Source organism: Microbacterium sp. LWH7-1.2 (genome assembly GCF_038397755.1).
In the GTDB taxonomy this organism is placed as follows: domain Bacteria; phylum Actinomycetota; class Actinomycetes; order Actinomycetales; family Microbacteriaceae; genus Microbacterium.
Window position 1 is genome coordinate 1,122,634 of the sequence record NZ_CP151637.1, and the last position, 14,893, is coordinate 1,137,526.

The 14,893-nt window shown below is 68.2% G+C and carries 15 protein-coding genes; 6 read left to right on the top strand and 9 right to left on the bottom strand.

The annotated features are described in order from the left end of the window. Positions 1-2 precede the first annotated feature (2 nt). Positions 3-926: a 5'-3' exonuclease gene (locus tag MRBLWH7_RS05400; RefSeq protein WP_341999887.1), complete on the top strand. Its 924-nt coding sequence runs from the start codon at positions 3-5 to the stop codon at positions 924-926. Between the two features lie 46 nt (positions 927-972). Here the strand turns inward: MRBLWH7_RS05400 and MRBLWH7_RS05405 are convergent, their stop codons facing one another. The 3 genes from MRBLWH7_RS05405 to trpD form a co-directional block, all read right to left on the bottom strand. Continuing rightward, entirely contained in the window at positions 973-1,974 is a 1,002-nt protein-coding gene (locus MRBLWH7_RS05405; RefSeq protein ID WP_341999889.1) for a PHP domain-containing protein, read from the bottom strand. A gap of 19 nt (positions 1,975-1,993) precedes the next feature. Next, a complete protein-coding gene (locus MRBLWH7_RS05410) occupies positions 1,994-2,482 on the bottom strand; it encodes an aromatic ring-opening dioxygenase LigA (protein ID WP_116193663.1) in 489 nt (162 codons plus the stop codon). Between the two features lie 98 nt (positions 2,483-2,580). Continuing rightward, positions 2,581-3,642, bottom strand: coding sequence for an anthranilate phosphoribosyltransferase (gene trpD, locus MRBLWH7_RS05415; protein ID WP_341999893.1), 1,062 nt, complete (start codon positions 3,640-3,642; stop codon positions 2,581-2,583). A 187-nt stretch (positions 3,643-3,829) separates the two neighbouring features. Here trpD and MRBLWH7_RS05420 point away from each other — a divergent pair, with 187 nt between their 5' ends. The 5 genes from MRBLWH7_RS05420 (at position 3,830) to MRBLWH7_RS05440 (ending at position 8,845) form a co-directional block, all read left to right on the top strand. Next, positions 3,830-4,471 (top strand): heme-copper oxidase subunit III, encoded by a 642-nt coding sequence (locus MRBLWH7_RS05420; protein WP_342001933.1) that lies wholly within the window; start codon positions 3,830-3,832, stop codon positions 4,469-4,471. A 20-nt stretch (positions 4,472-4,491) separates the two neighbouring features. Further along, positions 4,492-5,295 carry a cytochrome c gene (locus MRBLWH7_RS05425; RefSeq protein ID WP_341999895.1) on the top strand — a complete coding sequence of 268 codons (804 nt, stop codon included), beginning with the start codon at positions 4,492-4,494 and terminating at the stop codon, positions 5,293-5,295. A gap of 38 nt (positions 5,296-5,333) precedes the next feature. Then, complete coding sequence (locus MRBLWH7_RS05430) at positions 5,334-6,413, top strand: Rieske 2Fe-2S domain-containing protein (protein WP_341999897.1); 1,080 nt, start codon at positions 5,334-5,336, stop codon at positions 6,411-6,413. 83 nt (positions 6,414-6,496) lie between these two features. Further along, positions 6,497-8,260 (top strand): cytochrome bc complex cytochrome b subunit, encoded by a 1,764-nt coding sequence (locus MRBLWH7_RS05435; RefSeq protein WP_342001935.1) that lies wholly within the window; start codon positions 6,497-6,499, stop codon positions 8,258-8,260. 165 nt (positions 8,261-8,425) lie between these two features. Further along, a complete protein-coding gene (locus MRBLWH7_RS05440) occupies positions 8,426-8,845 on the top strand; it encodes a rhodanese-like domain-containing protein (RefSeq protein WP_341999899.1) in 420 nt (139 codons plus the stop codon). Between the two features lie 9 nt (positions 8,846-8,854). On the opposite strand, the gene MRBLWH7_RS05445 is transcribed toward MRBLWH7_RS05440, so the two are convergent. The 6 genes from MRBLWH7_RS05445 to MRBLWH7_RS05470 all read right to left on the bottom strand — a co-directional run bounded on the left by MRBLWH7_RS05445 (position 8,855) and on the right by MRBLWH7_RS05470 (position 14,878). Continuing rightward, a complete protein-coding gene (locus MRBLWH7_RS05445; protein WP_341999903.1) occupies positions 8,855-9,661 on the bottom strand; it encodes a protein phosphatase 2C domain-containing protein in 807 nt (268 codons plus the stop codon). Between the two features lie 54 nt (positions 9,662-9,715). Then, positions 9,716-10,150 carry a cytochrome c oxidase subunit 4 gene (locus MRBLWH7_RS05450; RefSeq protein WP_341999906.1) on the bottom strand — a complete coding sequence of 145 codons (435 nt, stop codon included), beginning with the start codon at positions 10,148-10,150 and terminating at the stop codon, positions 9,716-9,718. Between the two features lies 1 nt (position 10,151). Continuing rightward, a complete protein-coding gene (ctaD, locus tag MRBLWH7_RS05455) occupies positions 10,152-11,915 on the bottom strand; it encodes a cytochrome c oxidase subunit I (protein ID WP_341999908.1) in 1,764 nt (587 codons plus the stop codon). After that, a complete protein-coding gene (gene coxB, locus MRBLWH7_RS05460) occupies positions 11,915-12,814 on the bottom strand; it encodes a cytochrome c oxidase subunit II (protein WP_341999910.1) in 900 nt (299 codons plus the stop codon). The genes ctaD and coxB overlap by 1 nt, the downstream gene beginning before the upstream one ends. Positions 12,815-12,982: 168 nt before the next feature. After that, complete coding sequence (gene erpA, locus MRBLWH7_RS05465; protein WP_045298933.1) at positions 12,983-13,348, bottom strand: iron-sulfur cluster insertion protein ErpA; 366 nt, start codon at positions 13,346-13,348, stop codon at positions 12,983-12,985. Positions 13,349-13,477: 129 nt separating this feature from the next. Beyond that, on the bottom strand, positions 13,478-14,878 hold the full coding sequence (locus MRBLWH7_RS05470; RefSeq protein WP_341999914.1) for a dipeptidase: 1,401 nt from the start codon (positions 14,876-14,878) through the stop codon (positions 13,478-13,480). Positions 14,879-14,893: the final 15 nt, after the last annotated feature.

Sequence of the window (14,893 nt, forward strand, 5' to 3'; positions counted from 1 at the left end):
GCGTGACCGACCGCCTGATGCTGCTCGACTCCGCGTCCCTGTACTTCCGCGCGTTCTACGGGGTGCCCGACACCGTGCGCGCCCCGGACGGGACGCCCGTCAACGCGGTCCGAGGCTTCCTCGACATCATCACGCGGCTCATCACGACCTACCGTCCGACGCATCTCGTGGCGTGCTGGGACGACGACTGGCGACCGCAGTGGCGCGTCGAGCTCATCCCGACGTACAAGACGCATCGCGTCGCCGAGGTGGTCGCCGGCGGACCCGATGTCGAAGTGGTCCCCGATCCACTCGAAGTGCAGGTGCCTGTCATCCGCGAGGTGCTCGACACACTCGGAATCAGGATCGTCGGCGCCGCGGCCCACGAAGCCGACGACGTCATCGGCACCCTCGCCACCACCGCGACCATGCCGGTCGACATCGTCACCGGCGACCGCGATCTGTTCCAGCTCGTCGACGATGCGCGCGACGTCCGGGTGGTCTACACCGCACGCGGCATGAGCAACCTCGAAGTGCTCACCGACGCGTCCGTGGTCGCCAAGTACGGCGTGCTGCCGTCGCAGTACGCGGACTTCGCCACACTCCGCGGCGACTCGTCCGACGGCCTCCCCGGCGTCGCCGGGATCGGTGAGAAGACCGCCGCCGGGCTCCTCGCGGCCCACGGCGACCTCACCGGGATCGTCGCCGCGGCCGAGCGCGGCGAGGGCATGTCCGCCGGCGTGCGCTCCAAGGTGCTCGCCGGGCTTCCTTACCTCGCCGTCGCTCCGCAGGTGGTGGCCGTCGTCCGCGACCTCCCGCTGGACGTGCCCGACCCCCGCCTGCGCCCTCTCACCGAGGAGGGCAAGACGGATGCCGCGTCCCTCGCCGAGCAGTGGGCACTCGGTGCGTCGATGAATCGCATCGTCGACGCCCTCGACACGGTCTGAGCCGCGGTGGCGTCAGCGGGCGCGGCGCCGGTCCGTCGGCGCGGGCTCAGGCGCCGCGGTCGCGTCCGGTCCAGGCGTGCAGCTTATCCAGCGGCCACGTGGTGACGATGCGCTCGGCCGGCACGCCCATGCGCTCGGCGCGCTCGGCACCGTAGTCGAGCAGCGACAGCTGGCCCGGCGCATGAGCGTCCGAATCGATGGAGAAGAGGCATCCGATCTCCAGCGCCAGGGCCATCAGTTCGTCGGGCGGATCCTGCCGCTCGGGCCGCGAGTTGATCTCGACCGCGACGCCGTGGGCCTCGCAGGCTTCGAACACGGCGCGGGCGTCGAAGGTCGACGGAGGCCGCGTCCCGCGCGAGCCCTCGACGAGACGGCCGGTGACATGGCCGAGCACGTCGATGTGGGGGCTCGACACCGCAGCCACCAGGCGCCGGGTCATCGGGCCGCGCTCCATGCGCAGTTTGGAATGGGCGGATGCGACAACGACATCGAGTTCGCCGAGCAGGTCGGGCTCCTGATCGAGCGCGCCGTCCTCGAGGATGTCGACCTCGATGCCCGACAGCAGGGTGAACCCGTCGCCGCTCATGCCCGCCACGACCTCGAGCTGTGAGCGCAGGCGCTCGGGCGACAGCCCGTTCGCGACGCGAAGCCGCGGCGAGTGGTCGGTGAGGGCGAGGTACTCGTGACCGAGGGCTCGGGCCGCGTCGACCATGAGATCGATCGAGGTGAGGCCGTCCGACCAGTCGCTGTGCGAGTGGAGGTCGCCGCGCAGCAGCGGCCGCAGCGTCGACGTGCGCTGCACGCCGGCGCGCTCGCGCAGGTCGACGAGGTAGCCGGGCACGTCGCCCGCCAGCGCCTGCTGGATCACGGCCAAGGTGGAGTCGCCGATGCCCTTGCGGCGACGCAGAGCAGCGGTGTCCCGCAGCTCTGCGTCGCTCAGGCCCTCGATCGCATCGGCCGCGGCGCGAAAGGCCTTCGACTTGTACCGGGACGAGCGCTCACGCTCCAGGAGCGTGGCGATCTCGGCGAGCGCGTCGTGGGGATTCACGGGGAAAGAAGCGGGCGGATCAGTAGACGTTCGACCGTCTGATCACCACCGGTACGCTCGCCAGGCGGTGGATCGCCCAGCCGAACAGGATCGCCAGCACGCCCATGCCGGCTGCGAACAGCGCGACGCCGTACGCGACGACCGAGGTGAAGAGGGATGCGCGCAGGAACGACGCCTGCATCACGGTCGCCCGCACCGGGTCGTCCTGGTCGAGCTCGGCGTACGTCTTGCCGCCCGACGCCTCGAGCGCATGGGTGTTGATGATGTCGGCCTGCACGTAGGCGGTGAAGGGTCCGGTGACCTGCTGGCCCTGGAACGCCGCGGCGTCGTCGGGGATGGTGATGTTCTCGGCCGTGAGCTGGGTGGTCACGCCGATCCACGCGATGATGCCGACGACGATCAGCAGCACGCCGCCGATGATCCCGAGGATGCCGACCGCCTTCACCAGGCCGACCTTCTTCTCGGGGGGCTCGATCACGTCCGTGGTGCGGGGCTCTTCCTCGCTCATGCGTCCTCCTCGGATGCGGGTCGTTGAGCCACACGCTAGCGGCGCCGCGCGGGGCGGCGGAAGAGCGCGCGTCGAGAGAACCCGGTGGTCCGGGCGACTCAGGACGCGAGTGCGCGCGTGGCGTCGACCCAGCGATCCAGGGTCGACGTCGCCGCGCCGCTGTCGATCGCGGCGGCGGCGTCGTCGCGCGCCTCCGCGAGGCGCTCGAGGATCGGCCGCTGCACCTGTCCGGCGTCGCGGAACAGCCGGTAGGCGACAATGCCGGCGGCCGCGTTGAGCAGCACGATGTCGCGGACCGGACCCTCGTCGCCGGCGAGCACGCGGCGCACCACGTCCGCGTTGTGGGCGGGGTCCCCGCCGAGCAGGTCGTCCATGTCGGCCAGCGGGATGCCGAGGTCGCGCGGGTCGAGGTCGTGCTCGTGGATGTCGCCGCGACTGACCTCCCACAGCCGGCTGTGCCCGGTCGTCGTGAGCTCGTCCAGTCCGTCGTCGCCGCGGAACACCAGCGCGGTCGCGCCGCGCGTGCGGAAGACGCCGGTGATCAGCGGCACGCGGTCGAGGTGGGCGACGCCGACCGCGTTCGCCTCGGCACGCGCGGGGTTGCACAGCGGCCCGAGGAAGTTGAACACCGTCGGGACGCCGAGCTCGCTGCGCGTCGCCGCCGCGTTCTTGAAGCCAGGGTGGAACGCGCCCGCGAACGCGAAGGTGATCCCCGCGCGGGAGAGCGTCTCGGCCACCGCGTCGGGCGACAATGCGAGATCGACGCCGAGTGCGCCCAGCACGTCGGAGGAGCCCGACGAGGAGCTGGCGGCCTTGTTGCCGTGCTTGACGACCGGGATCCCGGATGCTGCGGCCACGAGCGCAGACATGGTCGAGACGTTGACGGTGCCGAAGCGGTCGCCTCCCGTGCCCACGATGTCGAGGACGGCGGCGTCGACGGGAAGCGGCAGCGCGGCCTCGAGGATCGCGTCGCGGAACCCGACGATCTCGTCGACGGTCTCGCCCTTCGAGCGCAGGGCGACCAGGAACCCCGCCAGTTGAGAGGAGGTGGCGGTGCCCGACATGATCTGCCGCATCGCCCAGGTCGACTCCGAGACGCTGAGGTCGCGTCGCTCGAGCAGCGTGGTGAGGATTCCCGGCCAGGTGTACAGCTCCGCCATAACCGAGAAGCCTAGCCGGGCCCGCGAATCGGAACCGTTTCGTGACACGGCGTCCCGGTCGCGGCGATTCTGCGTCTTCACCACGGCTTCACGGCAGAGTCGCAGGGTTCTTTTAGGCTCTCCTAAGTTCGGGACCCGGCCAAGACATGCCCTCCGATGCGAAAATCGCGGCTTGAGATCGGCCATAATGGGGAGCGTGACGACCTCCACAGCGACCTACTCCCAGGCCATGCGGTCCGTCAAGCGGCCGGATCCGGTCGCTGTCGGAACCATCGTGTGGCTCGGCAGCGAGGTGATGTTCTTCGCGGGCCTCTTCGCGATCTACTTCACCCTGCGCAACACCTCGCCCGAACTGTGGGCGCAGGAGACGCAGCTGCTGAACATCCCGTACGCGACCGTCAACACGATCATCCTCGTGCTGTCCTCGGTCACGTGCCAGATGGGCGTGTTCGCGGCCGAGCGCTTCCAGCCCTACTCGACGAAGAAGCGCGGCTGGCTCGGCTGGGGCATGGTCGAGTGGTTCTGGCTGACCTTCGCGCTCGGCGCGATCTTCGTCTCGGGCCAGGTGTGGGAGTACGCCCAGCTCGTCATCGAGGGCATGCCGATCAGCGCGAACTCGTACGCGTCGGCCTTCTACCTCACCACCGGCTTCCACGCCCTCCACGTGACGGGCGGCCTCATCGCCTTCCTGCTCGTGATCGGACGCGCGTACGCCGTCAAGAACTTCGGGCGCAAAGAAATGACGTCCTCGATCGTCGTGTCGTACTACTGGCACTTCGTCGACGTCGTCTGGATCGCCCTCTTCCTCGTCATCTACTTCCTCAAGTGAGAGCGGAGCTGAACCCCGAAATGGCACGAGAGACCACGCGCCGCTCGAAAGGCCGCCGCAGCCCCTGGGCAGCGGCCGCACTGATCGGCATCGGCCTGCTCATCACGGGCGGCGTCTACGCCGGTGCATCCGCCGCGATGGCGGCCACGACCCCCGAGACCGTCGCGAACTCCGCGCTCACCGTCGAAGACGGCAAGAAGCTGTTCCAGGCCAACTGCGCCACGTGCCACGGCCTCGACGTGCAGGGCACCGAGGACGGCCCGTCGCTCTACGGCGTCGGCGAGCTCGCCGTGCACTTCCAGATGAGCACCGGCCGCATGCCGCTGCAGATGCAGGGCCCGCAGGCTCCGCAGAAGCCGGCGCAGTTCACCGAGGAGCAGATCACCGCGATCGCCTCCTACATCCAGTCGATCGCGCCCGGTCCGACCTACCCCGACGACGAGGTGCTCGACGGCGAGGGAAGCGCATCCGAGGGCGGCGAGCTCTTCCGCATCAACTGCGCGATGTGCCACAACGTCGCGGGTGCCGGCGGTGCGCTCACCGAGGGCAAGTACGCCCCCGCTCTGCACACCACCACCCCGCTCAACATGTACGCGGCGATGGTGACGGGCCCGCAGAACATGCCGGTGTTCAACGACATGACGCTGACCACCGAAGAGAAGCGCGACATCATCACCTACCTGCTCTGGCTGCAGGACAACGAGTCCGCGGGCGGATTCTCGCTCGGCTCGCTCGGCCCCGTCTCCGAGGGCCTCTTCATCTGGATCTTCGGCATCGGCTCGCTGATCGCCATCACCGTGTGGATCACGGCGAAGTCCAACTGATCGACGCACGACACACGTAACACTTGACGAGGAGCAGCATGGCCCACGAGGACGACCCGCTAGAGCACGAGAGGGCTTCCTGGAAGCCCTCCCCCGGGCTCGCCGTCGCGGTCACCGACCCGGTGAGCAACCCTGGCCTCCCCCCGCACCGCGAGCGGATGACCGACAAGGACCCCGCTTCCATGAAGCGCGCGGTCCGGGGAATCTACACGCTCTTCTACCTGTCGATCGCCGGCAGCATCTGGGCGATCGCCGCCTACATGCTGTTCCCCATCGAGAGCGGGCGGATCGTCGACATCCGCAACAACAACCTCTTCATCGGACTCGGCATCGCCTTCGCGCTGCTCGCCATCGGCGTCGGCGCGATCCACTGGTCCAAGGCCGTCATGTCCGACAAGGAGTTCGTCGAGCCCCGTCACGCCACGCGCGGTCGCGACACGACGCGTGAGGCCGCCATCAAGGCCTTCGCCGACGCCGACGCCGACTCGGGCTTCGGCCGCCGCGCGATGGTCCGCAACTCGCTGATCGCCGCCCTCGTGGCGTCCGTCGTGCCCGGCGTCGTCCTGTTCCGCGGTCTCGCGCCGTTCAACTCGCCGGAGAAGCCGCACGCGGGCGACCCGGTGTACCTCCTCGAGCACACCATGTGGAAGGAGGGCATGCGCCTTGCGCACGACCCGTCGGGCGAGCCCATCAAGGCGGCCGACCTGACCCTCGGCTCCGCCGTGCACGTCATCCCCGAGGCACTCGCCGAGGTCTCGCACAGCGACGGCTACCTCGACGAGAAGGCCAAGGCGATCGTCCTCCTGATCCGCATGCTCCCCGAGCAGCTCACGGAGTCCGAGGACCGCAAGGAGTGGTCGTACAACGGCATCGTCGCCTACTCCAAGGTGTGCACGCACGTCGGCTGCCCGGTGGCGCTGTACGAGCAGCAGACCCACCACCTTCTGTGCCCGTGCCACCAGTCGCAGTTCGACGTGACCGACCACGCGAAGGTCATCTTCGGCCCGGCGGCCCGCCCGCTGCCGCAGTTGCCCATCACCGTCGACGACGAGGGCTATCTCATCGCCCGCAGCGACTTCCTCGAACCCGTCGGCCCGAGCTTCTGGGAGCGTCATTGAGCACCTCAACCGTCACTGAGCAGCCTGCGGCTCCGGCGGCTCCCGTCTCACGCAACGGTGACCGCCCGCTCGGCGGGCGCTTCATCGGCGCCACCGCGAACTACATCGACGAGCGCACGAGCCTGTCGGGCTTCGTCAAGGAGCTCGGTCGCAAGATCTTCCCCGACCACTGGTCGTTCATGCTGGGCGAGATCGCGATGTGGGCGTTCGTCGTCGTGCTCCTCTCGGGGACCTTCCTGACGTTCTTCTTCCAGGCGTCGATGACCGAGACGCACTACAACGGCGCGTTCCTGCCCATGCGAGGCATCGAGATGTCGGCCGCCATGGCGTCGACCCTCGAGATCTCCTTCGATCTGCGCGGCGGCCTCCTGGTCCGTCAGATGCACCACTGGGCCGCTCTCGTGTTCGTCGCCGGCATCGGCGTCCACATGCTGCGCGTGTTCTTCACTGGCGCGTTCCGCAAGCCGCGTGAGCTCAACTGGGTGATCGGCTTCATCCTGTTCATCCTCGCGATGGGTGAGGGCTTCACCGGCTACTCGCTCCCCGACGACGTGCTCTCGGGCAACGGCCTCCGCATCATCGACGGCATGGTGAAGGGCATCCCGATCATCGGAACCTGGACCTCGTTCCTGCTGTTCGGCGGTCAGTTCCCCGGTGACGCCATCGTCGGTCGCCTCTACACGCTGCACATCCTGCTGCTGCCCGCGATCCTCGTCGGCCTGCTCGTCGTCCACCTCATGCTGATGGTGATCAACAAGCACACCCAGTTCGCGGGTGCGGGTCGCACGAACAGCGTCGTCGTCGGCTACCCGATGATGCCGGTCTACATGTCGAAGATGGGCGGGTTCCTGTTCATCACGTTCGGCGTGATCGTGCTCATCGCGTCGCTGTTCACGATCAACCCGATCTGGAACTACGGCCCTTACGACCCGTCCCCCGTCTCCGCCGGCACCCAGCCCGACTGGTACATCGGCTTCGCGGACGGCGCCCTGCGCCTGGTTCCGCCGGGCTGGGAGTTCCTGTTCCTCGACCGCACGTGGTCGTTCAACATCATCGTTCCGCTCGTCGGGCTCGGTCTGTTCATCGTCCTCGTCCTGATCTACCCCTTCATCGAGGCGTGGGTCACCGGCGACAAGCGTGAGCACCACATCGCCCAGCGTCCTCGCAACTCGGCGACCCGCACCGCCATCGGTGCGGCCGGCGTCACCTTCTACGCGGTGCTGTGGGCGGCGGCGGCCTCCGACATCATCGCCACCCACTTCTGGCTGACGATGGAGGGCGTGATCCACACGCTCCAGGCTCTGCTGATCCTGGGTCCGGTGATCGCCTACTTCGTCACCAAGCGCATCTGCATCGCGCTGCAGAAGAAGGACCGTGAGATCTCGCTGCACGGTTACGAATCGGGACGCATCGTCCGCCTTCCCGGCGGCGAGTACATCGAGGTGCACCAGCCGGTCGACGACTACGAGCGCTTCAAGCTGGCCTACTTCGAGACCTACGAGCCGCTCGTCGTGCGTCCGAACGCCAAGGGCCAGATCCCGTGGCACGAGAACCTCCGCGCATCGATCTCGCGCTGGTTCTTCGAGGATCGCCTGACCCCGGTCACCCAGGCCGAGCTCGACGCGGCGCTGGCTCACCAGCACCACGACCTCGACCACATCGCGGCCGAAGAGGACCTCGAGATCCAGGCGGCACACGAGCGCGCCGGCGTGCCGGACGCTCCGCACAAGCCGATCGACGACGGGAAGCACGGAGAGGTTCCGGTGCGCCCCTCGAACGTGATCGTCCCGGAGCGCGAGCCCGGCACGAAGGCTCCGCGCAACCGCGAGAAGGAGTCCGACCAGTAGGTCGCCGCATTTCGCAGACGGATGCCCCGGCACGATCTTGACGATCGCGCCGGGGCATCCGTCATCCCGGCCCGGCGACATCCCGCCCCGTGTTCGGCAGGAATCGGACGACGTCTGACCGAGCATCCGGCGCTCGGCGATCTTGCCCGGCCTTAGCGTGGACGCATGACAGATGCTCTCTCCTACTTCTCCGCCAAGCTCGCCCTCGAGACCGACTCGTCGGACGTCTACGCCGCGCAGAAAGCCGGCGAGCACCTCGTCCTCGTCGATGTCCGCGGTGACGAGGCGTGGACGCAGGGGCGCATCAGCGGCGCGATCCACATGCCGTACCGCGAGATCGCCGAGCGCGCCCCGCGCGAGATCGACCCGTCCTCATCCGTCGTCGTCTACTGCTGGAGCCCGGGCTGCAACGCCGGGGCCAAGGGCGCGATCGAGTTCGCGAAGCTGGGCTACGCCGTCAAGGAGATGATCGGCGGGTACGAGTACTGGGTGCGCGAGGGACAGCCGACCGAGAACGACGAGGGCGCACTCCCCCGCGTGTTCGACGCGCAGGTCATGGTCGTACGCACCCGCGTCGCCGGCTGAGGCGCCCGCTCAGGCCGATTCCAGACCCTCCATGAACCGCTCGGCGGCGGCACCGTAGAAAGACGTCTGCGTGGGCTCGCCGCCGATCCCGTCGGCCGCGTCGACGTCGCACACGACGACGGTGACGTTGTCATGGGAACCGGCTTCGAGAGCGACCGCCACGCACGCCTCGACTGCCGTCCCCGCGTGAGGGAATTCCAGGAGGAGCGCGCGGATCTCGGCGTCCGGGACGTAGTCGGTGAGCCCGTCGCTGCACAGCAGCCACCGGTCTCCGTGCTGCGCGTCGAACCCGGTGACCGCCGCCGCATCACGCTCCGCCCCGCTGAGCGACGCGGTGATGATGTTGCGGCGAGGGTGGGAAGCGGCATCCGTGATCGAGACGATTCCCCGATCGACGAGCGCCTGCACGAGCGAATCGTCTCTGCTGGCCTGCGTGAGTTCACCGGCCCGCAGGCGGTATGCCCGTGAGTCACCGGTGTGCGCGAGCAGGAGTCCGCCGCCCCGGGCGACGAACAGTCCGGTGAACGTCGTGGCCATGCCGCTCAGCGATGGATCGCGCTCGACATGAGCGCGAAGGTCCCAGTTGGCCGATCGCACGGCATCGGCGAGCTGTACGGGCTCGAGGCCGTCCAGACGCCCCGCGGCCAGCCGGTGGATGAACGCGGCCGAGGCGAGATCGCCGGCGGGTCCTCCTCCGACGCCATCGGCCACGGCGGCGCCCCACGAAGCCGTGAACGCTGCGTCCTGGTTCGTCGCGCGGTGCGGGCCGACGTCCGAGCAGGCGGCCGCACGGAGAAACGCACGGGGCCCCGTCACAGACGGGTCCCCGTGCGCGTCACGCAGTGTGGCATGCGGGCCGGCAGCGCCGGATCAGCGGGCGAAGTATCCGCGGTAGTACTCGTACACCCAGCCGACGATCGCGACGACGAACACGCCGATGCCGATGGGCATGAGCCACGCACCCACGGCGAGGCCGATCATGCCCAGCGCCGCTGAGAACGCCAGCACGATGGGCCACCACGACCACGGGCTGAACTCACCGAGCTCAGGGTCGCCGTCGTCGATGTCGGAGGTGAGGACATCCTCGGGCAGCTCGCCGCCTTGGGCGTTGTGCACCCGGCCGATGTAGAACGCGATCAGGGCGCCCATCAGGGCGGTGAACAGCAGCGCCACGCTGCCGACCCACTCGATGGCGTGGTACCACACCAGGTCGGGGTGGGCGATGATGTTCCAGATGGTGTAGACGATCGCCACCAGCAGGAAGAAGATAGACAGCAGCCACCAGAGTCCGGTGTTCGTGCGCACCTTACTTCACCTCTCCATCGGCAAGGTCGGCAACCGGGGCTTCGGGAGCGTCCTTCGCGGGACCGACTCCGACGGGGATGCCCGCCTCGGGGTGGTTCAGGTCGAACGCGGGCCGCTCGCTGCGGATGCGCGGGATCGACGTGAAGTTGTGACGCGGGGGCGGGCAGGAGGTCGCCCACTCGAGCGATGCGCCGTAGCCCCACGGGTCGTTCACGGTCACCTTCGGCGCCTTGCGCGACGTGATCCACACGTTGAAGAGGAACGGGATCATCGAGGCGCCGAGGATGATGGCGCCGATCGTCGACACCTGGTTCTGCCAGGTCCAGCCGTCCGCCTCCGAGTAGTCCGCGTAGCGGCGGACCATGCCGTCGACACCCAGCCAGTGCTGGATGAGGAACGTCATGTGGAAGCCGATGAACAGCATCCAGAAGTGGACGTATCCGAGCCGCTCGTTGAGCATGCGCCCCGTCCACTTGGGCCACCAGAAGTAGAAGCCGGCGAACATCGCGAACACGACCGTGCCGAACACGACGTAGTGGAAGTGCGCGACGACGAAGTACGAGTCCGACAGGTGGAAGTCCAGGGGCGGCGACGCGAGGATCACGCCGGTGAGACCACCGAACACGAACGACACCAGGAAGCCGAGGGCGAACACCATCGGGGTCTCGAACGTGACCGAGCCCCGCCAGAGCGTGCCGATCCAGTTGAAGATCTTCACGCCGGTGGGCACCGCGATGAGCATCGTCATCAGCGCGAAGAACGGCAGCAGCACCGCGCCGGTGACGTACATGTGGTGGGCCCACACCGCGACTGACAGCGCGGCGATCGCGATCGTCGCGTAGACCAGCGTCTTGTACCCGAAGATCGGCTTGCGGCTGAAGACCGGGAAGATCTCGGACACGATGCCGAAGAACGGCAGCGCGATGATGTACACCTCGGGGTGACCGAAGAACCAGAACAGGTGCTGCCAGAGCAGCACACCGCCGTTGGCCGGGTCGTAGATGTGCGCGCCGAGCACGCGGTCCGCCGCGGCGGCGAGGATCGCGGCGGCCAGCACCGGGAACGCCATCAGGATCAGGATGCTCGTGATCAGGGTGTTCCACGAGAAGATCGGCATGCGCCACATCGTCATGCCCGGCGCGCGCATGGTGATGACCGTGGTGATGAAGTTCACCGCGCCGAGGATCGTGCCGAAGCCGCTCATGCCGAGGCCGAGCATCCACAGGTTTCCGCCTGCGCCTGGCGAGAAGCTGGCGTTCGCGAGCGGCTGATAGGCGAACCAGCCGAATGCAGCCGCACCCTGCGGGGTGAGGAAGCCGGCGACGGCGATCGTCGAGCCGAACAGGAAGAGCCAGAACGCGAACGCGTTCAGACGCGGGAACGCGACGTCAGGCGCGCCGATCTGCAGCGGCAGGATCGCGTTCGCGAAGCCCGCGAACAGGGGCGTCGCGAACATCAGCAGCATGATCGTGCCGTGCATCGTGAACAGCTGGTTGTACTGCTCCTTGGTCGGGATGATCTGCATCCCGGGCTCGAACAGCTCCGCACGAATGAGCAGCGCCATCACTCCGCCGAGGAGGAAGAAGACGACGGAGGAGATCAGATACAGGTAGCCGATCGTCTTGTGATCGGTGGAGGTGATCCACTTGACGATGATGTTGCCCTTCTGCTCTACGCGCGATGCGCTGAGCAGGGCCGCCTGCCGCGGCGGCAGGGTCGTCGGACGCCCCTGGGACGTCTCCTGGAGAGGGAGCGTCGTCGCCATCAGTGGTCCACCTCTTCCACGTTCTCATCGATGGAACCGCCCGTGCCGGGCAGGTTCTGAAGTCGGTCGTAAGCGTCGTTGATGTCGCCGGTCTGGCCCGCCTCGCGAAGCGTGTCGAGATACTCCTCGTACTCGGCTGCGCTCACGACCTTGACGTTGAACAGCATCATCGAGTGGTACTCGCCGCAGAGCTCGGCGCACTTGCCGGCGTACTCGCCCTCGCGGGTCGGCGTGAAGGACCAGTAGTTGTCCTTGCCGATGTACATGTCCTTCTTGTAAAGGAAGTCGATGATCCAGAACGAGTGGATGACGTCACGCGACTGCAGCTTGATCTTGACCGACTCGTTGACCGGGAGGACCAGCGTGGGAAGCTCGCTGATGACATCGCCGCGCTCGTCGGTCTGCGCCTGGACGCCCATGGTCCAGACGGTCTCGTCATCGCTCGCACCGTCGTACTGGAAGTCCCATGACCACTGCTTGCCGATCGCCGTGATCGACACGTCGGGCTCGTCGTACTGCGTCTCGAGGATCGCCTGGTCGCGCGCGGTGAAGGCGAAGAAGCCGACGACCAGGATGAGCGGGACGACCGTGTAGAAGATCTCGATCGGCATGTTGTAGCGCAACTGGACCGGCAGGCCCATCTGGCCCTTGCGACGCCGGTAGGCGATCGCCGCCCACCCCATGAGGCCCCATGTGATGACACCGACGACGAGCAGCACGATCCACGAATTGACCCAGAGACCCGCGACCATGTCGACGTGGTTGGTGGCCGGCTGGCCTTCTTCGGTGAACCCGGGGAGGAAGCCGTGCAGCTCGGTCGGGGTGCATCCGGCGAGGACTGCAGCCGCTGCGATCCCGAGTGGGAGAACGGCCCAGCGGATACGGCGTTTCGAAGGCACGGTGCACCTTTCCGATCACGAACAGGACTCTCGCCAGTCTAGGGCAACCGCCCAGGCGATTCAGGCCATCCGCTCAGGTTGGATCGTGTCGCAGGGGCGGAAAAAGGCGGGCCCGGGCGCCAATCGGAGCGCACCGGACCCGCCGGAAAAGTATCGGATCGTTAGCGATCAGTGGAAGCTGTCGCCGCACGCGCACGACCCGGCCGCGTTGGGGTTGTCGATCGTGAAACCCTGCTCCGAGATGGTGTCCTTGAAGTCGATCGTGGCGCCGTCCAGGTAGGGCACGCTCATGTCGTCGACGATCACCTCGACACCGTCGAAGTCGACCGTCTTGTCGCCGTCGAGGTAGCGCTCGTCGAAGTAGAGCTGGTAGATCAGGCCGCTGCACCCGCCGGGCTGCACGGCCACGCGCAGACGCAGGTCGTCGCGGCCCTCCTGCTCCAGCAGGTTCTTGACCTTGCCGGCGGCGGCGTCGGTCAGCAGCACACCGTGCTCGCGGGCGGTCTGCTCGGTCGTCAGTGCGGTGTCGGTCATGGCACTCCTCCGGAAGGGCCGCCCTGGATCGATCATCCACTCAGGCGGCGGGATGCGTCGATTCTACGCGTGCCCGCTGGCAGAAGGCTCCGGGACCGACGCATTCGCGGCGATCCCGGCGCCCCGGCGTCACGGCTGGGATGTGCGCCCGTCGAGCTTCTCGAGGAGGAGCGCCTCAGAGAGCACCGCGTTGCGGAACGTCTCGAGGTGCAGCGACTCGTTCGGGCTGTGGGCCTTCGCGTGCGGGTCCTCGACGCCGGTCACCAGGATCTGCGCACCCGGGAACTCGCGCACGAGGTCGGCGATGAACGGGATCGAGCCGCCGACGCCGATGTCGACGGACTCGACGCCGTAGCCCTCGTGCAGCGCCTCGCGGGCGGCCTCGACCGCCCAGCCCGACGTGTCGACGAGGAAGGCGTCGCCGTAGTCCTGGTCGGTGAAGGTCAGCTGCGCCCCGAACGGCGCATGCTCGCGCAGGTGCGACTCGATGGCGGCGTATGCCTCGCGCGCCGGCTGGCCGGGCGCGATCCGGGCGCTGATCACGACCGAGATCTCGGGGCTCAGCGTGTTGGAGGCGTTCACGACGCTCGGGGCGTCGATGCCCGTCACAGTGATCGACGGCTTGTTCCAGATGCGGCTCAGGACCGTGCCGCGGCCGATGGGCGAGACGCCGGCGGGCAGCCCGGCCTCGTCGCGCAGGGTCTCCTCGCTGTACTCGGGGGTCGCCGCATCCCGTTCCGTCAGTCCCGCAACCGCGACGGCGCCGTCCTCGTCCCACAGCGTCGCGAGCAGCTTGACGGTCGCCATCATGGCGTCGGGGACGGCTCCCCCGAACATGCCGGAGTGCGAGGCGTGCGCGAGCGTGCGCACCCGGAGGGTGAAGCGTGTGTTGCCGCGCAGCGACACTGTGAGCGCGGGGGTCCTGGCGTCCCAGTTGCCCGAGTCGGCGACGACGATCACGTCGGCGCGGAGCGCGTCGGCGTTGTCGGAGAGGAACTGCGCGAACGACCGCGAGCCCGCTTCCTCCTCCCCCTCGAAGAACAGCGCGACACCGAGATGGAAGTCGTCGCCGACGCCCTCCGTGAGCGCGCGCAGCGCTGCCAGGTGGGCCATGATGCCGGCCTTGTCGTCGGCCGCGCCGCGGCCGTACAGCCGGCCGCCGCGCACGGTGGGCTCGAACGGCGACGACTCCCAGAGCGACTCGTCGCCGACCGGCTGCACGTCGTGGTGTGCGTAGAGCAGGATCGTCGGGCGACCGTTGCGCGCGGCGCGGGTCGCGAGCACCGCAGGGTTGCCCGGCTCCCCCGTCTCCGGGATCACCGCCGTCCGGATCTCCACCGTCTCGAACACACCGGTCCCGCGCACGAGTTCGGCGACGGCATCGGCGCTGCGCTGCACCTCGGCGGGGTCGAACCCGGGGAACGCGACGGACGGGATGCGCACGAGATTGCCGAGATCGGCGAGGGCGGCGGGGATGCCGGAAGCCGCGGCTTCGCGCACAGCATCCTGTCGGGAGAGCTCAGAGGTCATGCGGGTAATCTTAAG